Origin of the sequence: Micromonospora inaquosa (assembly GCF_003857055.1) — a bacterium.
In the GTDB taxonomy this organism is placed as follows: domain Bacteria; phylum Actinomycetota; class Actinomycetes; order Mycobacteriales; family Micromonosporaceae; genus Micromonospora; species Micromonospora inaquosa.
Map to the genome: position 1 here is coordinate 1 of NZ_QGSZ01000216.1, position 24,219 is coordinate 24,219.

The 24,219-nt window shown below is 72.1% G+C and carries 21 protein-coding genes; 18 read left to right on the forward strand and 3 right to left on the reverse strand.

From position 1 onward, the window contains the following. Position 1 precedes the first annotated feature (1 nt). The 5 genes from DLJ59_RS16475 (at position 2) to DLJ59_RS16495 (ending at position 9,261) form a co-directional block, all read left to right on the forward strand. A complete protein-coding gene (locus DLJ59_RS16475; protein ID WP_124773525.1) occupies positions 2-799 on the forward strand; it encodes a polysaccharide deacetylase family protein in 798 nt (265 codons plus the stop codon). Positions 800-810: 11 nt separating this feature from the next. Then, positions 811-2,055 carry an MFS transporter gene (locus tag DLJ59_RS16480; RefSeq protein WP_124773526.1) on the forward strand — a complete coding sequence of 415 codons (1,245 nt, stop codon included), beginning with the start codon at positions 811-813 and terminating at the stop codon, positions 2,053-2,055. A 65-nt stretch (positions 2,056-2,120) separates the two neighbouring features. After that, complete coding sequence (gene thrB / locus DLJ59_RS16485) at positions 2,121-3,065, forward strand: homoserine kinase (RefSeq protein WP_124773527.1); 945 nt, start codon at positions 2,121-2,123, stop codon at positions 3,063-3,065. Positions 3,066-3,361: 296 nt separating this feature from the next. Then, the gene (rho, locus tag DLJ59_RS16490; protein WP_124773528.1) at positions 3,362-5,578 is read left to right on the forward strand and encodes a transcription termination factor Rho; all 2,217 of its coding nucleotides are present in this window, start codon (positions 3,362-3,364) and stop codon (positions 5,576-5,578) included. A 194-nt stretch (positions 5,579-5,772) separates the two neighbouring features. Beyond that, positions 5,773-9,261, forward strand: coding sequence for a phosphodiester glycosidase family protein (locus DLJ59_RS16495; protein ID WP_124773529.1), 3,489 nt, complete (start codon positions 5,773-5,775; stop codon positions 9,259-9,261). 72 nt (positions 9,262-9,333) lie between these two features. Here the strand turns inward: DLJ59_RS16495 and DLJ59_RS16500 are convergent, their stop codons facing one another. Further along, positions 9,334-10,230: a phosphatase domain-containing protein gene (locus DLJ59_RS16500; protein ID WP_124773530.1), complete on the reverse strand. Its 897-nt coding sequence runs from the start codon at positions 10,228-10,230 to the stop codon at positions 9,334-9,336. A 275-nt stretch (positions 10,231-10,505) separates the two neighbouring features. On the opposite strand from DLJ59_RS16500, the gene rpmE reads away from it, so the two are divergent. Beyond that, on the forward strand, positions 10,506-10,730 hold the full coding sequence (gene rpmE, locus DLJ59_RS16505; protein ID WP_030333150.1) for a 50S ribosomal protein L31: 225 nt from the start codon (positions 10,506-10,508) through the stop codon (positions 10,728-10,730). Between the two features lie 127 nt (positions 10,731-10,857). Further along, positions 10,858-11,946, forward strand: coding sequence for a peptide chain release factor 1 (gene prfA, locus DLJ59_RS16510; RefSeq protein WP_124773531.1), 1,089 nt, complete (start codon positions 10,858-10,860; stop codon positions 11,944-11,946). A 36-nt stretch (positions 11,947-11,982) separates the two neighbouring features. Here prfA and DLJ59_RS16515 read toward each other — a convergent pair whose 3' ends face one another. Further along, entirely contained in the window at positions 11,983-13,527 is a 1,545-nt protein-coding gene (locus tag DLJ59_RS16515) for a GGDEF domain-containing protein (RefSeq protein ID WP_124773532.1), read from the reverse strand. Between the two features lie 73 nt (positions 13,528-13,600). Here DLJ59_RS16515 and prmC point away from each other — a divergent pair, with 73 nt between their 5' ends. From prmC to DLJ59_RS16535, 4 genes are all read left to right on the forward strand, one after another. Further along, the gene (gene prmC / locus DLJ59_RS16520; RefSeq protein ID WP_124773533.1) at positions 13,601-14,548 is read left to right on the forward strand and encodes a peptide chain release factor N(5)-glutamine methyltransferase; all 948 of its coding nucleotides are present in this window, start codon (positions 13,601-13,603) and stop codon (positions 14,546-14,548) included. After that, positions 14,548-15,195, forward strand: a complete 648-nt coding sequence (locus DLJ59_RS16525; RefSeq protein ID WP_091406475.1) for an L-threonylcarbamoyladenylate synthase — start codon at positions 14,548-14,550, stop codon at positions 15,193-15,195. The genes prmC and DLJ59_RS16525 overlap by 1 nt, the downstream gene beginning before the upstream one ends. After that, complete coding sequence (locus DLJ59_RS16530) at positions 15,196-15,807, forward strand: arsenate reductase/protein-tyrosine-phosphatase family protein (RefSeq protein WP_124773534.1); 612 nt, start codon at positions 15,196-15,198, stop codon at positions 15,805-15,807. Between the two features lie 106 nt (positions 15,808-15,913). Further along, entirely contained in the window at positions 15,914-18,025 is a 2,112-nt protein-coding gene (locus DLJ59_RS16535) for a transglycosylase domain-containing protein (protein ID WP_124773535.1), read from the forward strand. 10 nt (positions 18,026-18,035) lie between these two features. Here DLJ59_RS16535 and DLJ59_RS16540 read toward each other — a convergent pair whose 3' ends face one another. Further along, positions 18,036-19,499, reverse strand: a complete 1,464-nt coding sequence (locus tag DLJ59_RS16540; protein ID WP_124773536.1) for an SDR family oxidoreductase — start codon at positions 19,497-19,499, stop codon at positions 18,036-18,038. 35 nt (positions 19,500-19,534) lie between these two features. Here DLJ59_RS16540 and DLJ59_RS16545 point away from each other — a divergent pair, with 35 nt between their 5' ends. From DLJ59_RS16545 to DLJ59_RS16575, 7 genes are all read left to right on the forward strand, one after another. Next, positions 19,535-20,824, forward strand: a complete 1,290-nt coding sequence (locus DLJ59_RS16545) for a serine hydroxymethyltransferase (protein ID WP_124773537.1) — start codon at positions 19,535-19,537, stop codon at positions 20,822-20,824. Beyond that, a complete protein-coding gene (locus DLJ59_RS16550; RefSeq protein ID WP_124773538.1) occupies positions 20,817-21,242 on the forward strand; it encodes a hypothetical protein in 426 nt (141 codons plus the stop codon). Before DLJ59_RS16545 ends, DLJ59_RS16550 begins: the two co-directional genes overlap by 8 nt. Before the next feature lie 193 nt (positions 21,243-21,435). Further along, positions 21,436-21,672 carry an AtpZ/AtpI family protein gene (locus tag DLJ59_RS16555; protein ID WP_124773539.1) on the forward strand — a complete coding sequence of 79 codons (237 nt, stop codon included), beginning with the start codon at positions 21,436-21,438 and terminating at the stop codon, positions 21,670-21,672. A gap of 11 nt (positions 21,673-21,683) precedes the next feature. Next, the gene (gene atpB, locus DLJ59_RS16560; RefSeq protein ID WP_124773540.1) at positions 21,684-22,481 is read left to right on the forward strand and encodes a F0F1 ATP synthase subunit A; all 798 of its coding nucleotides are present in this window, start codon (positions 21,684-21,686) and stop codon (positions 22,479-22,481) included. A gap of 63 nt (positions 22,482-22,544) precedes the next feature. Beyond that, a complete protein-coding gene (locus DLJ59_RS16565) occupies positions 22,545-22,772 on the forward strand; it encodes an ATP synthase F0 subunit C (protein ID WP_074314047.1) in 228 nt (75 codons plus the stop codon). Positions 22,773-22,801: 29 nt separating this feature from the next. Next, on the forward strand, positions 22,802-23,341 hold the full coding sequence (locus DLJ59_RS16570; protein ID WP_124773541.1) for a F0F1 ATP synthase subunit B: 540 nt from the start codon (positions 22,802-22,804) through the stop codon (positions 23,339-23,341). Continuing rightward, complete coding sequence (locus DLJ59_RS16575) at positions 23,341-24,162, forward strand: F0F1 ATP synthase subunit delta (RefSeq protein ID WP_124773542.1); 822 nt, start codon at positions 23,341-23,343, stop codon at positions 24,160-24,162. The genes DLJ59_RS16570 and DLJ59_RS16575 overlap by 1 nt, the downstream gene beginning before the upstream one ends. Positions 24,163-24,219: the final 57 nt, after the last annotated feature.

The following is a 24,219-nucleotide window of genomic DNA, read 5'->3' on the forward strand; positions in this document are numbered from 1 at the left end:
GCTGCGACGCGATCTGCTGCACCGTGGCCTGCTGGTGGGGGGTGGTGCGGCCGTCGGCGCGGGGGCGTCCGAGGCGTGGTGGCTCACCCGTCGCCGCCGGTTGCCGATCGCCGGCGGTCCCGCCAGTGCCACCCTCGGCAACGGCCAGCAGGATGTCGGCTCCGGCGCGCTGGAGGTCGTCTGGTCGGGGCGGACCGACCAGCGCGTGGTGGCCCTCACCTTCGACGACGGCCCCGCACCACAGTGGACTCCGATGGTGCTCGACACCCTGGCCGAGCATCAGGTTCCGGCCACCTTCTTCATGGTCGGGACGCAGGTCCGCCGGCATGCCGACGTCGTCCGCGACCGGCTCGCCGGGCACGAGGTGGGCAGCCACAGTTGGGCGCACCGGGACCTGGCCGAACTGGACGCCGCCGAGGCGTACGACGACCTGCGCCGCAGCCACGACGCGATCGCCGAGCTGACCGGGGAGCCGCCGGTGCTGTTTCGTCCGCCGTACGGCCACCTGGGCGGGGCGGTGCTCCACGCGGCGGCCCGGCTGAACTATCGGCTGGTGCTCTGGTCGCTGCAGATGGTGGAGGGTACGTTCCCCGACGACCCGGTCGGCCACGCCCGGCGGATGGTGGCCGAGGTCCGACCGGGAACGATCGTGCTCGGCCACGACGTGGGGACGCGCCAGCGATTGGTCGCCCTGCGCGGTCTGACCGACATGATCAACGGGTTACGGTCGCACGGTTACACCTTCGTCACGGTCTCGTCGCTGCTGGGAGTGGGTGTGGCTCCGACATCGACCGGGTAGGGTCGCGCTCCGTGGCGTCCACCCTCTCGGTTCTGACCGGCAATCGGAGCTTCCGTAACCTCTTTCTCGCCGAGTTGGTGGTCTTCGGCGCCGACTGGTTCGTCATGGTGCCGCTGTTGGTGCTGCTGCCGGACCTGACCGGCAGCGGCGTCTGGGGCGCACTGGTGTTGGCGGTGGACACCGGCATCGTGGCGTTGCTGCTGCCGTACACCGGCACGATCGCCGACCGCTTCGACCGCCGGAAGATCATGATCGCCGCGAACGTGGCCGCGCTGGCGGGCGTACTGCTGCTGCTCGGCGTGCGCAACGCCGGAACGGCGTGGCTGGCGCTGGTCGCGATCGGGGCGGTGGCGGTCGCCAAGGCGTTCTACTCGCCGGCCGCCCAGGCCGCGCTGCCCAACGTGCTGGAGCCGCACGAGCTCGCTGCCGGCAACGCCGTCGCCGGCTCGGCCTGGGGCACCATGACCGTGGTCGGTGCCTCGCTCGGCGGCGTGCTGAGCACCGCTGCCGGCCCGTACGTCTGCTTCTGGGTGGCGGCGGTGGGCCTGGCGGTCGCCGCGGCCGTCGCCACCCGGATCCGCCGGCCGTTGCAGGCACCCCGGGACGTCGACCAACCGGCCCAGCGGACCTGGTCGGCCGTCCGCGAGGCGCTCAGCTACATCGGTCACCGCCCCCGGGTGCTCGCGCTGGTCACCGTGAAGTCGGCGGTGGGCCTGGGCAACGGTGTGCTGACCGTGTTTCCGCTGCTGGCCGGTGTGTACGGTGTCGGCCCGCTCGGCGCCGGCCTGCTCTTCGCGGTACGCGGCGCGGGAGCGTTGGTGGGACCGCTCCTGATGCGCCGGGTGCTGACCAACCGGGGCTGGCTGCTGCCCGGGCTGGCGTTGTCCATGTCGCTCTACGGCCTGTCCTACCTGGGTACCTCGGTGGTGCGCTGGTTTCCGCTGGTGCTGCTGCTGGTCTTCGTGGCGCACTTCGCGGGTGGCAGCAACTGGGTGATGTCCAACTTCGCCCTCCAGGGCGAGGTCCCGGACCGGTTGCGGGGCCGCGTCTTCGCCACCGACATGATGCTGGCGACGTTGGCGATCTCGGTGAGCCAACTGGCGGTGGCAGTGGTGGTGGACGTGGTCGACGAACGGGTGGTGCTCGCCGGTTGCGGTCTGATCACCCTCGTGTACGCGGTCGGATGGCGGATCGCCACCCGCCGGCTCTCGCTCACCGATCCGGCCGCCGAGCCGGTCCCGGACCCGGCCGGCTGAAGTCGGTGGTCCCAGGCAGCGGGCGCGGAGCCGGTTCGGCGAGTCCCGAGCCCTAGCATGGGCGCGTGCTGACGAACTTGACCGCCGGGCCGGTCCGGGTCCGGACTCCCGCGACCAGCGCCAACCTGGGCCCGGGCTTCGACGCGCTGGGCCTCGCCCTCGGGCTCTACGACGACGTGGCCGCCGAGGTCGTGTCGGGCGGTGTCCGGGTGACAGTGACCGGGCAGGGCGCCGGTGAGCTGCCCGACGACGACCGACACCTGGTGGTGCGGGCCATGCGCGCCGCGTTCGACGTGCTGGGGGTCCAGCCCGACGGGCTGAGCGTGGAGTGCGTCAACCGGATCCCTCAGGCGCGTGGGCTGGGCTCCTCGTCCGCCGCGATCGTCGCCGGGGTGCTGCTGGCCCGCGCCCTCGTCGTCGACGGGGAGCACCGCCTCGACGACGCCGGCGCGCTCCGGCTGGCCGCCGAGATCGAGGGCCACCCCGACAACGTGGCGCCATGCCTCCTCGGCGGTTTCACAGTGGCCTGGTCCGAGCCGGGCGGGGCCCGGGCGGTCTCCCTGCCGGTCGCCGACGCGGTGCGGCCCACTGTTTTCGTCCCGGCGGAACGCGGATTGACGGCGACCGCGCGGGCGGTTCTGCCGGCCACCGTGCCGCATGGCGACGCCGCGTTGACCGCGGGAAGGGCGGCGCTGCTGGTGCACGCGCTCACCACGGACCCGGGTTTGCTGCTGCCGGCGACCGTCGACCGACTCCACCAGGATTATCGGGCAGCCGGGATGCAAGGGACATCTTTCCTGGTCAACGCGTTGCGAGCGGCGGGTGTGGCGGCTGTGGTCAGTGGGGCGGGGCCGACTGTCCTGGCGCTCAGCGAGCCTCCAGCGGACTTCCCGGTGGGAACAGACTGGGAGATCTGGCAGTTACCGATAGACGTCAGCGGGGCGCGGGTCGCGCGGGGTAGACTTGGACACGCCGAGCGGGACCCTGTTGCCGCAGGTCGGAAGAGTTGATTACGCTCTAGACCTAGCACAGCCGCGAAGCACGCGATCTCCTGCGGGGCGGCGCACCCCCGAAGCTCTCGGCGGTCAGCCCGTCTACCCCTGCCAAGGCCCACGCCGCACCGCAGTTTCCACAGGTCGCCGCAGACGGCGAGACCTGCTCACCGACGTTGGTGAGTCGGGATACCGACCGGCTGCTGTGTCACAGACTCCCGCGACGCGTCCTTGCGAGGCGGGTGCACCGAGGCCGCCCGGCCACCTGAGTTTCGACTCCGGGCAGTCCCGGCCTTATCGAGGGAAGGAATCCATTGAGCGACACCACCGACGTGACGTCGGATGTTTCCAACGTCGCTGGCGATGCCACCGCCGCCGCTCCCGCCCGTCGTCGGCGTAGCGGCACCGGTCTGTCGGCGATGCTGCTGCCAGAGCTGCAGAGCCTGGCTGCGTCGCTCGGCATCTCCGGCACGGCTCGCATGCGCAAGGGCGAGCTGATCGCCGCGATTTCCGAGCGGCAGGGCGGCAACGCCGCCGGGACCCCTCGACCACGAGCCGAGGTCGCCGCCGCGGCCGCCCCGACCCGTGAGGGGGTGCGTGCCGAGGTGCGGGAGACCGCCGACCGGCCGGCGGCCGAAGGGCGACGCGGTGCCGAGGAGGCGCCGGCCGAGCCGGCCGCCGAGACCGAGGGCCGTAGCCGCACCCGGCGCAGCCGGACGGCGACGGCGGAGGCCCGGGCCACCGAGGCGCGCCCCGCTGAGGCGCGTGCGACCGAGACGCGGGCGACTGAGACCCGTACCGACGAGGCGGAAGCCGGCGAGCGGGCCGACCGTGGCGAGAACCGCCGCGACCGGGCCGAGCGGGCCGAGCGCCCGGAGCGGACCGAGCGGGCCGAGCGCCCGGAGCGGACCGAGCGGGCCGAGCGCCCGGAGCGGGCCGACCGGGGCGAGCGGACCGAGCGTGCCGAGCGCGGTGAGCGTGCCGACCGGGGCGAGCGGACTGACCGTGCCGAGCGGACTGACCGTGCCGAGCGGGGCGAGCGCGCCGACCGGGGCGAGCGGACTGACCGTGCCGAGCGGGGCGAGCGCAACGACCGGAGCGAGCGGGCCGAGCGCACCGATCGTGGCGAGCGCAACGATCGTGGCGAGCGTGCCGACCGGGGTGAGCGGGCCGAGCGCAACGACCGACCCGACCGTGGTGACCGCAACGACCGCAACGACCGCAACGACCGTGGTCAGCGGGTCGAGCGGGACAGCGACGACGACGACGGCGAGGGTGGCGGCCGGCGCGGCCGGCGCAGCCGTTTCCGGGATCGTCGCCGCGGGCGCGGCGAGCGCGCCGAGACCGGTGCCGACACCGGCGGGCGTGAGCCGCAGGTCAGCGAGGACGACGTGCTCGTCCCGGTGGCCGGCATCATCGACGTGCTCGACAACTACGCCTTCGTGCGGACGACCGGTTACCTGGCCGGCCCGAACGACGTGTACGTCTCGATGTCCCAGATCAAGAAGTACGGCCTGCGCCGCGGTGACGCGATCACCGGTGCGGTGCGGGCGGCCCGCGAGGGCGGTAACAGCGGTGACCAGCGGCGCGACAAGTACAACCCGCTGATGCGGCTGGACACGATCAACGGGATGGAGCCGGAGGAGGCGCGGCGTCGTCCGGAGTTCTACAAGCTCACTCCGCTCTACCCGCAGGAGCGCCTGCGGCTGGAGACCGAGCCGCACATCCTGACCACCCGGGTCATCGACCTGGTCATGCCGATCGGCAAGGGCCAGCGGGCACTCATCCAGTCTCCGCCGAAGGCGGGTAAGACGATGGTGCTGCAGGCGATCGCGAATGCGATCACCCGCAACAACCCGGAGTGCCACCTGATGGTGGTGCTGGTGGACGAGCGGCCCGAAGAGGTCACCGACATGCAGCGGTCGATCAAGGGCGAGGTCATCGCGGCCACGTTCGACCGTCCGCCGCAGGACCACACCACGGTGGCGGAGCTGGCCATCGAGCGGGCCAAGCGCCTGGTCGAGCTCGGCCACGACGTCGTCGTGCTGCTCGACTCGGTGACCCGGCTCGGTCGGTCGTACAACCTGGCGGCGCCGGCCAGCGGCCGGATCATGTCGGGTGGTATCGACTCCACCGCGCTCTACCCGCCGAAGCGCTTCCTCGGCGCGGCCCGCAACATCGAGAACGGTGGGTCGCTGACCATCATCGCCACGGCGCTGGTGGAGACCGGGTCCATGGCGGACACGGTCATCTTCGAGGAGTTCAAGGGCACCGGCAACGCCGAGTTGAAGCTGGACCGGAAGATCGCCGACAAGCGGACCTTCCCGGCCATCGACATCAACCCGTCCGGTACCCGTAAGGAAGAGGTCCTGCTCGCACCGGAAGAGCTGGCCATCATCCACAAGCTCCGGAAGGTGCTGCACTCGCTGGACTCGCAGGCGGCGATGGATCTCCTGCTGGACCGGCTCAAGCAGTCCCGCACGAACATCGAGTTCCTGATGCAGATCGCGAAGTCGACGCCGGGGGAGTGATCCTCCCGCGCTGACCGACGACGAAGGGGCACGGCCACTGCGGCCGTGCCCCTTCGTCATGTCCCCGGCCCGTCGCCCTCGGCCCCCCGGCCCGTTGCCCTCGACTCCCCGGTGCACCTGTCATTGTGGAGTTTTCCTTCGCTTCAATCCAGGGGTCTTGAAACTTCTATTCATAACCGGGTTGACTGTCGTCCATGCGTACCCGCAGACGATCCGCCCGTCGCACTGGCGTCCTGCTGCTGACGCCGCTGCTCTCCCTGGCCGCGCCGCTGCCGGCCACCGCCGCCCCGCCGGCCCCGACCGTCGTCGCCTCGACCACCGTTGCCCCGTCCACCGTCGCCGAGGACGCGCCGCCGGCGTCGTCGTGGCCGTCCAGCTCGGTCGGGCTGGTCGCCGACCCCGCCGCAACCGCCTCGACCTCGGCCGTCGAAGGTCTGGAGCCGGCCGGCGGACTGGAGACCACGAAGGCCACCCGACCGGTCGCCCCGGGCGTGCAACTCACCTCCTTCGACCGGTACGACGCCGATGGCTGGCTGCGCGCCGACGCGCTCACCACCGACCTCACCGGTGGGTCCACCGTCGACTACGTCAACTCTGGGGCGGTCAGCCGGGCCGAGCCGTTGCGCAAGGCGGCGGACGCCACGCGGGCCGTCGCCGCGATCAACGGCGACTTCTTCGACATCAACAACTCGGGTGCCGCCCAGGGCGTCGGCATCCGCGACGGCCAGCTGATCCAGTCGGCGGTCGGTGGCCACCGCAACGCGGTGGCGGTCACCACGAGCGGGCTCGGCCGGGTGATCGAGGTGAACTTCGACGGCAGCGCCACCCTGCCCGCCGGGCCGGTGCCGCTGACCCAGTTCAACAACATGGTGCAGGCCGATGGCATCGGCGCGTTCACCGAACTCTGGGGGACGTACTCCCGGCAGCGGGCGGTGGAGGGCGCGGCCCGGGTGGTCGAGGTCACCGTCACTGGCGGCCAGGTGGTCGGGGTGAGCGGCGTGGCCGGCAGCGGCCCGATCGCCGCCGGCAGCACCGTGCTGCTCGGCCGCGACGCCGGCGCGGACGCGCTGGCGGGGCTTCGCGCCGGTGACCCGGTGGCGGTGGCCTGGCGCCCGAAGCCGTCCGACGGCAGCAGCCTGCGCGCTGCGGTCGGAGGTGGCGACGTGCTGGTTCGCGACGGCGTCGTCCAGAGCATCGCCGACCCGACGCTGGCGCCGCGTACCGCGGTCGGCTTCAGCGCCGACGGGCGAAAGATGATCATGCTGACGGTGGACGGCCGGCAGGTCGAAAGCCGCGGCGTGACGCAGACCGAAATGGGCCGGATGATGGCCGAGCTCGGTGCCCACCATGCGCTCAACCTCGACGGTGGCGGCTCGTCCACGCTGTTGGCCCGGGAGCCTGGCGCACCGGCCGTGCAGGTGGAGAACGGCCCGTCGGACGGCACCGAGCGGGCCGTATCCAACGGTCTGGCCATCTACGCGCCGAAGGGCAGCGGCCGGCTCACCGGCTACTGGGTCGAGACGGCCAGCGACCCCACCGCGGCCCCGGGCATCTCGCCGGTGCGTGGTGGCCGGCCGGACCGGGTCTTTCCCGGTCTGACCCGCGTCCTCACGGCCGCCGGCTACGACGAGACGTACGGCCCGGCGGCCGGCGCGCCCACCTGGCGGGTGACCCCGGCGGTACACGGCCGGGTCGACCGCGACGGGGTGTTTCACGCCGGCACGTCGGGGGCCAGCACGGTCACTGCGGCACGTGGCCGGGCCACCGGCTCGCTGGGTCTCACCGTGCTCGGCCCACTGACCCGGATCGGCTCCACAGTGCCACGGGTCGGCCTGACCGGGCGGGACGGACATGCCCTGGTCGGCGTGGTCGGGTACGACGCCGACGGCAACACCGCGCCGATCGAACCGGCCGACCTGACCCTCGACTACGACAGTGACCTGCTGCGGATCACCCCGACCGCAGACGGCAACCTCGCGGTCAGCGCGCTGCGGGACACCGGCTCCGGCCTGATCACCGTGCACGTCGGACGGTCCAGCACCGTCCTGCCGGTCACCGTCGGGCTGACCGACGTGCCGGTCGCTGGCTTCGACGACGCCGGGTCCTGGCGGTTCAGCCAGGCCCGCGCCAGTGGGTCGGTCGCGCCGGCGCCGGGGCACACCGGCACGGGCCTGCGGATGTCGTACGACTTCAGCCAGTCCACCGGCACCCGGGCCGCGTACGCCGACCCGCCCGCCTGGATCGAGGTGCCCGGCCAACCGCAGGCGTTCGGCATGTGGATCCACGGCAACGGCACCGGGGAGTGGCCAAGTCTGCACCTGCACGACGCCCAGGACACCCAGCACGTGCTGCGCGGACCACTGATCACCTGGACCGGTTGGCGGTACGTGGAGTTCGCGGTGCCGGCCGGGGTGCAGTACCCGGTGCGGGTGCGCCGGTTCTACGTGGCCGAGACGAACGCCGCGGCGCAGTACTCCAGCGAGGTGATCATCGACGATCTGGTGGCGAAGGTGCCACCGACGGTCGACGTGCCGGAGGCGTCCCCGCGTACCGATCGGGTGGTGGTACGCGACGGCACGGTCGACGGCGCACCGTGGCGGTTCGCGGTGCTCTCCGACGCCCAGTTCGTCGCCGCCGACCCGGACAGTGACCTGGTCGCCCAGGCCCGACGGACGCTGCGCGAGGTGAGAGCCGCCAGGCCGGACTTCCTGCTGATCAACGGCGACTTCGTGGACACCGCCTACCCGGCCGACTTCGCGCTGGCCAAGCGCATCCTCGACGAGGAGTTGGGCGACGCCCTGCCCTGGTACTACGTGCCCGGCAACCACGAGATCATGGGTGCCCCGATCAGCAACTTCGAGGCCGCGTTCGGTGCGACCTCGCGGGTGTTCGACCACAACGGCACCCGGTTCGTCACGCTGAACTCGTCCACCGGAACGTTGCGCGGCGGCGGCTTCGACCAGGTGCGGATGCTCCGCCAGGCGTTGGACGCGGCGGCCACCGACCGGCGGGTCGGCTCAGTCGTCGTGCTGCACCACCACCCGGCGCGCGACCCCAGCCCGGCGCAGGCCAGCCAGCTCGGTGACCGCAAGGAGGCGGCGCTGCTGGAGCAGTGGCTGGCCGACTTCCAGCACCGCACCGGAAAGGGCGCGTTGTTCGTGGGCGGGCACGTCGGCACCTTCCACGCCGATCGGGTGGACGGGGTGCCCTACGTGATCAACGGCAACTCGGGCAAGACGCCATCCACCCCGGCCGACCAGGGCGGCTTTACCGGCTGGACGGAGTTCGGCGTGGACCCGGTCACCTCGGCCGAGGCCGATCGTGCCCGCCGTGACCCGCTCGCCGAGGGGCCGGTCTGGGTGGACGCGGAGTTCCACGCGCACGCCGATCGGCTCACGGTGACCGCCCCGGCCAGCGTCGCGGTGGGCACCCCGGTGTCGGTCAGCGCCACGCTGACCCAGCCCGGTGGGCGTACGGTCCCGGTGGTCGCGCCGGTCAGCGCCGACTGGTCCGCGTCACCGGAGGTGTACATCGGCTCGGCGGCCGGCGTACGCCCATGGCACACCGCGCGCTTCGACCCGGCCACCGGCACCCTGACGGCGCTGCGCCTCGGCGCCCCGGTACGCCTCACCGTCACCGTCAACACCATCCGCGCCGAAGCCACCATCGCCCTCACCAGATAGGCGCCGCGGAGGGCCCTTCCCCGACGAAGGGCCCTCCGCGCGCTCAGGTCGCCATCGGCTGCCGGAAGGCGCTCAGAAGTCGCCGTCGGCCACCTGGAAGACGGTGAGGCCGAGGGATCGCCACATCTGGACCACCTGGACGCGGTCGTCGAAGACGCCGACCACCCGGTAACGGTCCCGGATCTCCCGGTCGTAGATCTCCCGCTTGACGATCGAGTCTTTGCGGGAGTCACCGACGGCCCGCAGGTGCAGGCCCAGGTAGGGCACCCGTACGTGCCGGGCCAGCCACGCCTCGGTGGCGCTGCGGGCGGAGGCGTCCCGCCCCGAGCAGAAGACCACCCCGTACCCGGCGGCGTGCATCGCCCGGACCGCCGAGATCACCGCCGTGTTCGGTTGGTCCTCGCCCACCCGGGTCATGTCGTACGGGCTGCGGGAGACGGCCAGCGCGACGGTGCCGTCGATGTCCACCAGAACGATCTCCGGTGGCTCGGTCGACGGCGGGTGCACCACGGCGGGGGGCCCGGTGCGGGCCTGTGGCACCGGCAACGGCAGTGTCCGCCCCCGCAGGTACCGCTCGTGCAGCCGGCGGATCGCGTCCGCGCCGACCTGCTCGGTGGCCGGGCGGGCGGCGTCGCGGCGCAGGCACTCGGCCAGCGGCACGTCGGTGAAATCGTGCACCTCGAAATCCGCGCCGTGCCGGGCGGCCAGGTCGGCCCAGCCGCGCAGGGTCCGCGAGCGCAGGTTGGTGTCGTCCACGCAGACGTCCGCGCGGGCCCGCAGCAGCGCCTCGACCTGAGCCTGTTGTACGGCGGTCACCTGCGCCTCGGCCCACTGGGTGAAGAGCCGCTCGCCGTGCAGCATCCGGCGCAGGTCGTCCCGGTTGACCCGGGAGACGGAGGGCTGGAGCGTGCGGGCGAATGTCGTCTTGCCCGAGGCGGGCAGTCCCCGAGTGGCGATCAGGCGGGTCATCGACGCACCTCCGGCTCGACAGTCGTACCCCGGGCGGGGCACCTGACGGTGGTCCGCCGGTTGCGCGAATGCCCCGCCGGGCGGCGGGAATGCGGACGGGTAGGCACGTGTTGACGATGCCGGACGAGGTGTGCGGCCCGATTACCGGGTTGGCTCAGGCCCATGGCACACTGGTCAATCGGCCACCGGTTCCGGTTCACGCCCGAGCCCGTCGCGTACGGCGCGACGAGCGATGACGGCGACCCGGCGACCACCAACGAGAGGACCGAGGCGAGATGAAGGCAAACATCCACCCGGAGTACGTGACCACCGAGGTCAGCTGCTCCTGTGGCAACACGTTCACGACCCGCAGCACCGCCAAGGGCGGGGCGATCCACGCCGAGACCTGCAGCGCCTGCCACCCGTTCTACACCGGTAAGCAGCGCGTTCTCGACACCGCCGGCCGGGTCGCGAAGTTCCAGCAGAAGTACGCCAAGGTTCAGGCCAAGAAGGCCAAGTAGCTCCTCGTTCGGCGCCCGCGTCCGGTTTTCCGCCGGACGCGGGCGCCGTCCGCGTTTCGCCCCGTTTTCGGCCGGCGGCCTGCTCTGAGGTCGGCCGGTGCCGCACCGTCGAAGGAGCATCCGCAGCATGAGCAGCGAGCGTCTGGCCGGCCTTCTCGACGAGTACGCGGAGCTGGAGAAGCGGTTGGCCGATCCGGCCATCCACGCCGACCAGGCCACCGCGCGCAGGGTCGGCCGCCGGTACGCCGAGCTGGTGCCGCTGCACAAGGCCGCCGACGAGTTGGAGCAGGCCCGCGCCGATCTGGCCGCCGCTCGCGAGCTGGCCGCCGAGGACCCGTCCTTCGCGGGTGAGGCGGACGCCATCGCGGGCTCCCTGCCGGTGCTGGAGGAACGCCTCGCCGAGCTGCTCATCCCGCGTGACCCGCACGACGCCAAGGACGTCATCGTCGAGATCAAGGCCGGTGAGGGTGGCGAGGAATCGGCGTTGTTCGCCGGTGACCTGTTGCGGATGTACACCCGGTACGCCGAACGGCACGGCTGGGTCACCGAGGTGATCGACGCACAGGATTCCGACCTCGGTGGGGTCAAGGACGTCTCCCTGGCGATCAAGACCAAGGGTGTGCCGGAGGGCGGCAACGGCGTCTGGTCGCGGCTCAAGTGGGAGGGCGGCGTGCACCGGGTGCAGCGCGTCCCGGTGACCGAGTCGCAGGGGCGGATCCACACCAGCGCCGCCGGGGTGCTGGTGCTGCCGGAGGCCGAGGACGTCGACGTCACGATCGACCAGAACGACCTGCGCATCGACGTGTTCCGCTCGTCCGGCCCGGGTGGCCAGTCGGTGAACACCACCGACTCGGCGGTGCGGATCACCCACCTGCCGACCGGCATCGTCGTCTCCTGCCAGAACGAGAAGTCCCAGTTGCAGAACCGGGAGCAGGCGATGCGGATCCTGCGGGCCCGGCTGCTCGCCGCCGCGCAGGAGCAGGCCGACGCCGCCGCCTCGGACGCGCGCAAGGCGCAGGTACGCACCGTGGACCGCTCGGAGCGGATCCGCACCTACAACTTCCCGCAGAACCGGATCACCGACCACCGGATCGGCTACACCGCGTACAACCTGGACCTGGCACTCGGCGGCGAGCTGGACGGTGTGCTGGACGCCCTCACCGAGGCGGACCGTGCCGCCCGGCTCGCCGGTGACACCGAGCTGACCCGCCGCTGAGCGCGGCGCTTGAGCTGAGCGTGGCGTGCCGGGCGATCAGCTCGCGCGGGGGCGGGTCTTGGCGCGGAGCATCTCGCGGTCGGCCTGCTCGAACGCGACGCTGAGCGCGTCGCGCAGCCCGCTGCCACCGGAGACCTCGGCGAAGCCGATGCTCACCCCGACCGGGGTGCCCGGCACCAACGATTCCCAGTCCTCCAGCCGGACTGCGGCCTCGATCCGGCGGGCCACCTCGGCGGCCTCGGCCATGCCGGTGTCCGGCAGCACCACCACGAATTCGTCACCGCCGTAGCGGGCCACGAAGTCGCCCCGGCGCATCACCCGGTTGATCACGCCGGCGATGCGTTGGAGCACCAGGTCGCCGGAGTGGTGCCCGTGTCGGGTGTTGACCGCCTTGAAACCGTCCAGGTCGCAGACGCCGATCACCACCCGTTCGCCACGGGTGACCACGGCGGTGATGTACCGCTCCAGCCGGCGGCGGTTGGGCAGCCCGGTGAGCGGGTCGGTCAACGCCTCGCCCTCGAAGCGCGCCGCCTCGCGGCGCATCTCCTCGTGGTCGATGCGGGCGGCGATGCCGTCGATGTAGACGTCGCGCAGCCGGTCGTTGCGTTGCGCGGCGAGCCGGAACGCCAGCCGGTCGGCGCGGTGTGCGGAGAGGTGGTCCCCGGCGCGGGTCAGCGCGATGCTGCGCAGCCGGGCCGGTTCGGCAGCCCCGAGCGTCTCGTTGGACACCTGGACGGTGTCCAGTCGGGCGACCGCCTCGATCGGCCGACCGTCGGCGACGGCGAGGCACACCTGCCCGAGCTGACGCAGGTCGCGGGCGCGGGCGCTGTCCCCGCCGTGGGTGATCAACCGGGCCGGCTCGGTGCCTTCGGTCTCCACCTGGTCACCGAGCGCGGCCTGTCGAGCCGCCGCGTAGCCGTACGCGGCGAGGCTGCTCGGGCGTAGCTGCCCGGCCCGCCCGGCGCGGACGAAGCGGGCCAGGTCGGCGGCCACGTCCCGGAGCACCCGCAAACAACCGTCGCTGTCGCCGTTGTGGTCCAGAGCCACGGCGTTGCGCAGTCGGATGCCCGGTGCGGCGAACGTCTCCTCCGGGATCCCGGCGGTCAGCCCGAGCTGCCGGGCCCGCTCGATGGCGCCCAGCGCGTACCCGTGGAAGCTGAGGTAGCTGTAGGCCATGGCCAGGTCGTGCCAGCCCCAGGCGGTGTCGCGGTCCGGGTCGGCGACGGCGCCCAGCGCCCGGGCCGCTCGGACGAGATGCATGACGCAGCGGTCCAGGGCGCCCTGGTGGTGCGCGGCGAGCGCGGCCAGCGCGTTGAGGTGACCGTGCAGGTACGGCTCGGCGAGGTCGCGGACCGCCGCCGACGCCTCTTCGATGGCCCGGGTGAACTCCGCCGTCCGACCGAGATTGATCAGCGCGGAGAGGCGCTGCACCATGGCGTCCGCTCGTGCCGCCGGGTCGGTGGTGGTGCGGATCACACGCTCCAACAGGACGTACGACTCCGCGGAGCGGCTCGCCTCCTGCAACGCCCGCGCGTGCGTGAGGGCGTCAACCTGGTCATCGACCCGGTCGAGCCAGCCCACCCGCCAACCTCCTGTCGTGCGCGCCTGGGCGCACCTGTTCGTCGCGTCGCCCGCGACGCTTCATGATTATGTCGTGAGTACTTTGCCGCAACACCCCCCCGAAGGGACAGGCCCCGTCCGGCCGTCCGCCGCGGTGGCCCGATCGGCCCACGCGCTCGCCGCCGCCGGGGTCGGCTCCGCCCGGGTGGAGGCCGAGTTGTTGGCGGCGTACGTGCTGGGGGTTCCCCGGGGTCGGCTGGCTCTCGCCGACGACCTCAGCGTCGACCAGCTGGCGCGGCTCGACGAGCTGACGCGTCGCCGCGCCGCACGCGAGCCGTTGCAGCACCTGACCGGTCGGGCCGGGTTCCGGCACCTGGAGCTGTCGGTCGGCCCGGGGGTCTTCGTGCCCCGGCCGGAGACCGAGCTGTTGGCCGGCTGGGGCGTCGAGCAGGCCCAGGGTCGGCCGGACCCGGTGGTGGTGGACCTGTGCAGCGGCTCGGGCGCGATCGCGCTGGCGGTGGCTCAGGAGCTGCCGGGGGCGCGGGTGATCGCGGTGGAGCGGTCCCCGGCGGCGCTGGCCTGGCTGCGGCGCAACGCGGCGGAGCGGGCTGCGGCGGGGGACCGGCCGATCGAGGTGGTCGAGGCCGACGTGACCGCGCCGGACCTGCTGGCGGAGTTGGTGGGCCGGGTGGACGTGCTGCTGTGTAACCCGCCGTACGTGCCGGACGACGTGGTGGTCCCGCCCGAGGTGGCCGGGCACGACCCGGCGGAGGCGGTCTTCGGCGGCGCGGACGGCCTGGTGGTGATCCGGCCGGTCGTCGCCCGGGCTGCGGTGCTGTTGCGCCCGGGGGGTGTGTTCGGCGTCGAGCACGACGACACCCACGGCGCGGCGGTGCCCGCGCTGCTGGCCGAGGACGGCGGGTTCACCGCTGTGGCGGAGCATCTGGACCTCACCGGGCGTCCCCGCTACGCGACCGCGTCCCGACGGGCGGACGGCCAGCAAGCCCCGATCGGCGCGGCGTGGCAGACTGACTCCTCGTGATGCTCTACGACTGCCGGTCGCCCGCCGATCGGGACCGCGGCATCGCCGCGGCGATCGAGGCGGTCAAGAACGGCGAGCTGGTCGTTCTCCCGACCGACACCGTGTATGGGATCGGCGCGGACGCGTTCACCCCGTACGCGGTGAAGGCGTTGCTGGATGCCAAGGGCCGGGGTCGGCAGATGCCGCCGCCGGTGCTGATCGGCTCGCGGCACACCCTGGACGGGTTGGTCTTCTCGCTGCCCACCGCCGCACGGGACCTCGTGGAGGCGTTCTGGCCGGGTGCGTTGACGATCGTGGTCGAGCATTCGCCGAGCCTCCAGTGGGACCTGGGCGACAAGACCGGCACGGTGGCGGTGCGGATGCCGCTGCACCCGGTGGCGTTGGAGGTGCTGCGCGAGACCGGCCCGATGGCGGTGTCGTCGGCCAACAAGACCGGCCAGCCGGCCGCGGTCACCGCCGACGAGGCGCGTGATCAGCTCAGCTACTCGGTGCGGGCCTATCTGGAGGCCGGGCCCTGCCCTGACCCGGTGCCCAGCACGATCGTGGATCTGACCGGTGAGGTGCCGCAGCTCTTGCGGGCCGGGGCGATCCCACTGGAGAAGCTGCGCGACGTGGTTCCGGATCTCGTCGACGGTCGGGCGGTCTGAGTGCCCCCGTTCACGGTTCTGCATGTTTGCATGGGCAACATCTGCCGCTCGCCCATGGCGGAGCGGTTGCTTGCCCTGGCGGTGCGGGAGCGGCTGACCCGGCGGGCGCAGGACCCGGCTCAGGCCGAGGCGCTGGTGCACAGCCACAGCGCCGGCACGGGTGGCTGGCACGCTGGCGAGGAGATGAACCCGCCGGCCGCACGGCAGGTCACCGGTCGTGGTGGGGACGTGGCCGGGTTCGCCGCGCGCAAGCTGCGCTCGGACCACATCGACGCCGCCGACCTGGTCCTGACCGCCACCGCCGACCAGCAGGAGTACGTGGTGGCGCTTCGTCCGGACGCGGCGGCCCGCACGTTCGTGTTGGGCGAGTTCGGCCGGCTGCTGGCCGCGGTGGACGCCGCCGCGCTGCCGCCGGACGGTGCCACCCCGGAGGCCGTGTACGCCCGGGGCGTGGCCCTGGTGGCGGCGGCCCACGACGCGCGGCTGGGCGCTTCGGCGCTGACCACCGATGACTTGGACGATCCGTGGGGTCGTGGCGACCAGTGCTTCAGCCGGGTCGCCGACGAGATCGAGGAGACGGTCCACCCGCTGGCCGGCGTACTGCTGCCCTGAGCGTGGTGCGAGTTTCCTCCGGGTTTGGGGAAAACCCGGGGCTAACGGGGTGTTCCGGGTCATTCTGAACGGGTCCTAGCGTGACCGGCTCCTGCGGGGAGAGCTGATGATCCGGGCCCGACTCGACAAACTGCTGACCGTGGTGATCGCCGGCGTGCTGGCCGGGTTGGTGCTGGCCGGAGCTGCCCTGCCCGTGGCCCTGGTCTTCGGGATCGGCTTCAGCGCCCTGTCGACGCCCTACTCGGAGCTGCCGAACACACTCCGCACGCCGCCCACCGCGCAGCGCTCCAACCTCTACGCCAACGACGGCACCACCCTGATCACGTCCTTCTACCAGGAGGACCGGGTGGACGTGCCACTGCACGAGGTGGCTCCGGTGATGCGTCAGGCGATCGTGGCCGCCGAGGACGTCCGGTTCTACCAGCACAGCGGCGTCGACCTGCGGGGCGTGGTGCGCGCGTTCACCGTCAACAAGCGCGACGGTCAGACCCGGCAGGGCGCCTCCACGCTGACCATGCAGTACGTCCGCAACGTGCTCAGCAACGACCCCCGACTGACCGAGGCGCAGCGGGAAGCAGCCACCGAACTCACCACCGTCCGCAAGCTCCAGGAGATGCGGTACGCGCTCGCCCTGGAGCGGGAACTCGACAAGGACGAGATCCTGACCCGCTACCTCAACATCGCCTACTTCGGCGCCGGGGCGTACGGCATCGCGGCGGCCAGCAAGCGGTACTTCTCCCGATCCCCGTCCGAGTTGACCCTGGCCCAGGCGGCTCTGCTCGCCGGCCTGGTGCGTTCGCCGGACAGCGACGATCCGATCAACGGCGACGCCGACAGCGCGGTGGCCCGGCGCTCGTACGTCCTGGAACGGCTGGTGGAGTCCGGGCAGGTGCCGGCGGACGCGGCCGCGGCGGCGCGTGCCGAACCGCTGCAGTTGCGGCCCAGCGAGACCCCGAACGACTGCACGGGGGTGCCCGACGGGCACAACGACTGGGGCTTCTTCTGCGACTGGTTCACCCGCTGGTGGAGCAGCCAGTCCGCGTTCGGGGCGACCGCCGACGAGCGGCAGCGCGCGCTGCGCCGGGGCGGTTTCTCCATCGTGTCGTCGCTGGACCCGGCAGTGCAGCGGGCCACCACCGAGCAGGTGTTGAAGATCTATCCCATGACCAGCGCCGAGGCGGTGCCCACCGCGGTGGTGCAACCGGGCACCGGGCGGGTGCTGGCGATGTCGGTGAACCGCGCGTACAGCGTGGCGGACAACCCGGTGGGGCAGAAGAACCGCCCGAACACGGTCAACCAGTTGGTCGCCGGCGGCGGTGCGATCGAGGGGTACCAGGGCGGCTCGACGTTCAAGCTCTTCACCCTGCTGGCGGCGCTGGAGTCCGGCCTGCCGCTGTCGACCGACTTCGTTGCGCCGACCCAGTTGCTCACCCGCTTCCCGGTGACCGGGGCGGCGAGTTGCGACGGCCGGTGGTGCCCGGCGAACGCCAGCCCGTCGTCGATGGACGGCCCCCGCACCATGTGGAGCGCGTTCGGCCGCTCGGTGAACACGTACTTCGCCTGGCTCACCGAGAAGGTCGGTGCCGACCGGGTGGTGGAGATGGCCGAGCGACTCGGCATCGTGCTGCGGGCCGAGTCCGACGCCAAGCTGGCCCGCTACGGCGCGAAGGACTGGGGGCCGTTCACCCTGGGCGTGGCCGCGACCACCCCGTTGGACCTGGCCACCGCGTACGCCACGGTGGCGGCCGAGGGGACCTGGTGCGCGCCGCTGCCGGTGGTCTCGATCACCGACTCGGGCGGCCGGCCGGTCGACGCCGCCAAGCCGGACTGCCGGCAGGTCCTCGACGCCGATGTGGCGCGGGCGGCCACTGACGCGGCCCGCTGCCCGGTCGGGGACCAGTCGATGTACGGGCGCTGCGACGGTGCCACCGCACCTGGGCTGCGGGCGAAGCTCGGCCGTCCGGTGGCGGGCAAGACCGGCAGCTCCGAACGGTACGAGACGGAGACGGTGGTGGCGTTCACGCCGCAGCTCGCGGTCGCCTCGATGGCCGCCAACCCGGACGATCCCCGGGACGCTGTCGGTCAGGCGGTGCAGGCCGAGATGGTGAACGCGGTCGGTGAGGTGATGGCCTTCGCCCTGCGCGACCAACCGGTCCGCGACTTCGTTCCGCCGAGCGAACGAACCGCCTTCCAGACCCAACCCCAAGCCGGCAACTAACCCGGGGCGGTCAGGGGGTCTGTTCGGCGTTGCGGGCTATGTTGCGGGCCATTCCGCCGAAGACGACAGCGTGGAACGGGGCCACCGACCCCCAGTAGGCGTGCCCGGCCAGGCCGCGCGGCAGGAAGACCGCGCGTTGCTGGTAGCGGCTGCGGTCGCCGTCGGCGGGCAGCACCCGCATCTCCAGCCAGGCCCGGCCGGGCAGCCGCATCTCGGCACGCAGTCGCAGCAATTCGCCCGGGACGATCTCCTCGACCCGCCAGAAGTCCAGCGCCTCACCGACCTGGAGGCGGTGCGGGTCACGTCGACCCCGCCGCAGCCCGACCCCGCCGACCAGCCGGTCCAGCCAGCCCCGGATCGACCAGGCGAGCGGGAACGAGTACCAGCCGTGCTCACCGCCGACGCCCTCGATGACCCGCCAGAGCGCCGCGGGTGTGGCGTCCACCGTCCGCTCCCGGATGTCGGTGTAGGCGGTGCCGCCGGACCAGTCCGGGTCGCTGGGCAGCGGCTCGGCGGGCGCGTCCGGGCCGCTCGCGGTGGACCAGCGGGTCTCCACCTGGGCGTCGCGCACCTTGGCCAGCGCCAGCGCCACCGCCTCGTCGAAGCCGGTCAGCCCGCCGGGCGGGTCCGGGACGTAGCGGGCGATGTCGTGTTCGTGGGCGACCGCCTCGTGGATCAGGCTCTCCACCAGTGGGCGGGCGATCTTGTTCGGCACCGGGGTGATCAGACCGACCCAGTGCGAGGAGAGCGACGGGGTGAGCGGACGGACCGGCACGATGATCCGTCGGCGCAGCTCGGCCACCCGCGCGTAGCGCTGCATCATCTCGCGGAAGGTCAGCACGTCCGGCCCGCCGACGTCGAAGCCCCGGCTGACCTCTGCCGGCAGGTCGGCGCAGCCGGCCAGGTAGCGCAGCACGTCGCGCACCGCTATCGGTTGGATCCGGTTGTGGACCCACCGCGGAGTGACCATGACGGGCAGTCGCTCGGTCAGGTAACGCAGCATCTCGAACGACGCCGAGCCGGAGCCGATGATCACCGCGGCCCGGAGCACCGCCGTGGGCACCCCGCTGGCCAGCAGGATCCGGCCCACCTCGGCGCGGGACCGCAGGTGCGGGGACGGCACCTCCGCGTCGGATGCCGGCTCCGGACCGCCCAGGTAGACGATCCGCCGTACGCCGGCCGCCCGCGCGGCGGCGGCGAAATTGGTCGCCGCCGCCCGGTCGGCCGCCTCGAAGTCGGACCGGCCCAGCGAGTGCACCAGGAAGTACGCGACGTCCACGTCGGCGAACGCGGCGGGCAGGGTCTCCGGTCGGCTCAGGTCGCCCTCGACGATTTCGGCCGCCGAGGCCCAGGGCACGTCACGCAGCCGCACCGCCTTGCGGGCGAGGCAGCGCACGGTGTGCCCGTTGGCGAGCAGCAGCGGCGTCAGCCGCCCGCCGATGTAGCCGGTCGCTCCGGTGACGAGGCATCTCACGGCTCCCAGTCTGCTGCCCCCTAGACTCGTTCGCTGTGGAGACCGAGACGAGCACCTTCTGGGGGCCGGATTTCGCCCAGCTCAGGGCCACCGACCCGGAGATCGCCGGGGTGGTCCTCGGCGAGCTGGACCGGTTGCGGGGCGGTCTGCAGCTCATCGCCAGCGAAAACCTGACCTCGCCGGCGGTGCTGGCGGCGCTCGGTTCGACGCTGACCAACAAGTACGCCGAGGGTTACCCGGGCCGGCGCTACTACGGCGGCTGCGCCGAGGTGGACCGGGCGGAGGAGATCGGCATCGCCCGGGCCAAGGAGCTCTTCGGGGCCGAGCACGCCAACCTCCAGCCGCACTCCGGGGCGAGCGCCAACCTGGCCGCGTACGCGGCGCTGGTGCAGCCGGGGGACACGGTGCTGGCGATGGACCTGCCGCACGGCGGGCACCTGACCCATGGCAGCCGGGTGAACTTCTCCGGGAAGTGGTTCCACCCGGTCGGCTACCCGGTCCGGCCGGACACCGAGCTGATCGACTACGACGAGGTTCGGGACCTGGCGCGGGCGCACCAACCCAAGCTGATCATCTGCGGCGCGACCGCGTACCCGCGCCTGATCGACTTCGCCCGGTTCCGGGAGATCGCCGACGAGGTCGGCGCGTACCTGATGGTGGACGCGGCGCACTTCATCGGCCTGGTCGCCGGTCGGGCGATCCCGTCCCCGGTGCCGTACGCGGACGTCGTCTGCGCCACCACCCACAAGGTGCTGCGCGGCCCGCGCGGCGGCATGATCCTGTGCCGCGAGTCGCTGGCCCAGCGGATCGACAAGGCGGTCTTCCCGTTCACCCAGGGTGGCCCGCTGATGCACGCGGTCGCGGCCAAGGCTGTCGCGTTGCGCGAGGCCGCCCAGCCGGAGTTCCAGACGTACGCCCGGCAGGTGGTCAGCAACGCCCAGGCGCTCGCCGCCGGGCTGGCCGACGAGGGGATGCGCCCGGTGTCCGGTGGCACCGACACCCACCTCGCCCTGATCGACCTGCGCGAGCTGGGGGTGACCGGCGCCGAGGCCGAGCGCCGCTGCGACGCCGCGTCGATCACCCTGAACAAGAACGCCATCCCGTACGACCCACAGCCGCCGATGGTGGCCTCGGGCATCCGGGTGGGCACACCGAGCGTCACCACGCAGGGGATGCGCGAGGGGGAGCTGCGTCAGGTGGCGACCCTGATCGCCCGTGCGGTGCGCACCGATCCCGGTGCTCCGGGCGGGGCCGACGAGCTGACCCGGCTCGGTGCCGAGGTGGCCGAGCTGGTCGCGGCGTTTCCGGCGTACCCCCGTGGCTGAGCCCGGGGTGGTCGAGCCCGACAGCGACCGGCGGTGGCGGCTGCGGCACCTGCCGGTGTTGCTGGCGGCGTCGGCGGGGCTTGCGGTGGTCGCGGCGGTCGTCGGCGCGGTGACCGGCGGCGCGACGGCGGCGATCGGCGCGGCGGCCGGGGTGGGCGTCACGGTGCTCAGCTACACGCTGACCACGGTGGTGCTGGCCCGGGCCGACCAGATCAACCCGCAGTTGCTGCTGCCGCTCGGGGTGAGCCTGTACGTGCTGAAGTTCAGCCTGTTGGGTGTCGTGCTGGTGGCGGTGGCCTCGACCGGCTGGCCCGGGTTGATTCCGCTTTGCCTCGGCATCGTCGCCGGGGTGGCAGTGTGGACAGCGGTGCACCTCTGGTGGCTGACCAGGGTGTACGCCCACCGGCCACGGGACTGACCTGGCGATCGGCCGGCCCGCCGTCCCACCCAGCGGACGCGCCGCAATGTGTCGGCCTCCGGTCATTTTCCGACGGGCGGAAGGGGAGTAGCGTGCCCACAGACGACGGCGCCCACGAGAAGCCCACACAACGATGGTTGTGCGGGGGGTGAGGCACAGCCTCGTCTTCCCGGCTGATATCGTTCGCCCCGTCATGGCTGATGACCAAACCCCCCGTCCCGCCGGTGAACCGGACGACTATCCGTCCGGCGCCGGTCAGGGTTGGACCGCACTCAGCTACCTCATCGGAGGCATGCTCGTGTGGGGTTTCATCGGCTGGCTGGTCGACCAGTGGCTCGACACCGGTGGCGTCGCCACCGGGATCGGCTTCGTGCTCGGCATGGCCGGGGGAGTCATCCTGGTCATCCGTCGACTCGGCACGCCTACTTAGGAAGGGACGCGGTGTTCGGACAGGCGAACGTCCTGGCAGCGGGCCAGGCGGAATTCCCACCCAGTGTGGAGGACTTCTACCTGCCCAGCATCCTGCCCTGGGGTGCGCACGACTCGTACTGGATCACCAAGTTCACCTTGATGATCTGGATCGCGGTCGGTGTGCTGATCATCTTCTTCCTGGCGACCTACCGGAACCCGAAGTTGGTGCCGACCAAGAAGCAGTGGTTCGCCGAGTCGATCTACGGCTTCGTGCGCAACAACATCTCGGTCGACATGATCGGGCACGCGGGTGTGCGGTTCGCTCCGTACTTCACCACGCTGTTCTGCTTCGTGCTGGTGACGAACGCGTTCGCGATCATCCCGTTCTTCCAGATCTCGCCGAACTCGCACATCGCCTTCCCAGCGATCCTCGCGGTGATCAGCTACCTGCTGTTCAACTACATCGGCATCCGGCACCACGGCTTCGCCAAATACTTCAAGCACGCCCTGATCCCGCCGGCACCGTGGTACATCCTGCCGCTGCTGGTCCCGATCGAGGCGTTCTCGACCTTCATCATCCGGCCGTTCTCGCTGGCCGTTCGTCTCTTCGCGAACATGTTCGCCGGCCACATGCTCCTGCTGGTCTTCACGCTCGGCGGCTTCGCGATGCTCAACGCCAACGCCTGGCTGGCACCGGTCTCGGTGGTCTCCTGGGTGATGACCGTGGCGCTGACCCTGCTTGAGGCACTGGTCATCGTCCTGCAGGCCTACGTCTTCACGGTACTGAGCGCCAGCTACATCCAGGGCGCGCTCGCCGAAGAGCACTGATCCACGCACCAACCGTTGTCGTAACGCGTGAGAGTCACGCGTGATAACCAGGAGGAACCACTAATGGATTACGTCGCCGCGGTAGAGGGCAGCACCGCCGCCATCGGCTACGGCCTCGCGGCCATCGGCCCGGGCATCGGCGTTGGCCTGGTCTTCGCCGCCTACATCCAGTCCACCGCCCGGCAGCCCGAGTCGTCCCGGATGACCCTGCCGTACGTCTGGATCGGCTTCGCCGTCATCGAGGCGCTGGCGCTGTTCGGCATCGCCTTCGGCTTCATCTGGGCCGGCTGATCCCCGCCCTTCAGACCGGGAGGTCATCCATGTTCTTCCTCGCCGCTGAGGGTGGTGAGTCAGGCCACAACCCGATCATCCCGATCGGGGAGGAGATCGTGGTCGGCACGATCGCCTTCGCCGTGCTCTGCTTCGTGCTGATCAAGTTCGTCTTCCCGCGCATGGAGCAGACGTTCCAGGCTCGGGTCGACGCGATCGAGGGCGGCATCAAGCGCGCCGAGGCCGCCCAGGCCGAGGCGAACCAGCTGCTCGAGCAGTACCGTGCCCAGCTCGCCGAGGCCCGGACCGACGCCGCCAAGATCCGTGACGACGCTCGGGCCGACGCCGAGGGCATCCGGCAGGACATCCTCGCCAAGGCGCGGGAAGAGTCCGACCGGGTCATCCAGGCCGGCAAGGACGCGCTCGCCGCCGAGCGGGCCACCATCGTGCGCGAGCTGCGCGCGGAGGTCGGCACGATCGCGGTGGACCTGGCCAGCAAGATCGTTGGCGAGTCGCTGGCCGACGAGGCACGGCGCAAGGGCACCGTCGACCGGTTCCTGAGCGGTCTCGAGAGCACGGGGGCCCGCTGATGCAGGCCGCCAGCCGGGAGTCGTACAAGGTCGCGGCCGAGCGCCTCGACGCGTACGTCCGCGGCGCGGAGCCGTCGGCGGTGGCCTCCACCGCCGACGCCATCCTCTCCGTGGCGACCCTGCTGCGGCGTGAGCCGCGGCTGCGCCGGGCGCTCTCCGAGCCGGCTCGTTCCGGTGAGGACCGCGGCGCGCTGCTCGGCGACATGCTGGGCGGGCGGATCGGCGCCGACGCGCTCGACCTGCTCGTGTCGCTGGTCGCCGGCCGGTGGTCGGCACCGTCGGAGTTGCTCGACGGCACCGAGCGCCTCGGTGTGGAGGCGCTGCTCGCCAGCGCCGACAAGGCCGGCGAGCTGGGCGAGGTCGAGGACGAGCTGTTCCGCTTCGGTCAGGTCGTGGCCGGCCAGTCGGCGCTGAGCAACGCGCTCGCCGACCCGGTCGCACCGGTCGAGCAGCGGGCCACCCTGGCCCGCGAGCTGCTCGCCGACAAGGCCCGTCCGGTCACCGTTCGCCTCGTCGAGGCAGCGCTCGGCGGGTTCGGGGGACGTTCCTTCAGTGGGGCGCTCACCCGGCTGGTCGAGCTCGCCGCCGACCGGCGTGACCGGCAGGTGGCGTACGTGACCGTCGCGGCCCCGTTGAGTGACGAGGACGAGCGTCGGCTGGGTGCGAGCCTCACCGCGATATACGGTCGAGAGGTCTCCGTCAAGCAGACGGTCGACCCCGCCGTCCTCGGTGGCGTGAGCGTCCGGGTCGGCTCCGACCTGTACGACGGCACCATCCTGCGCCGCCTCAACGAGACCCGCAACGCGCTCGCGAAGCGCTGAGCGGCTTCGCCGCCCCGCGGCTGAGCGGCTCCGCCGCCCGGAATCGGGGCGGCTGGA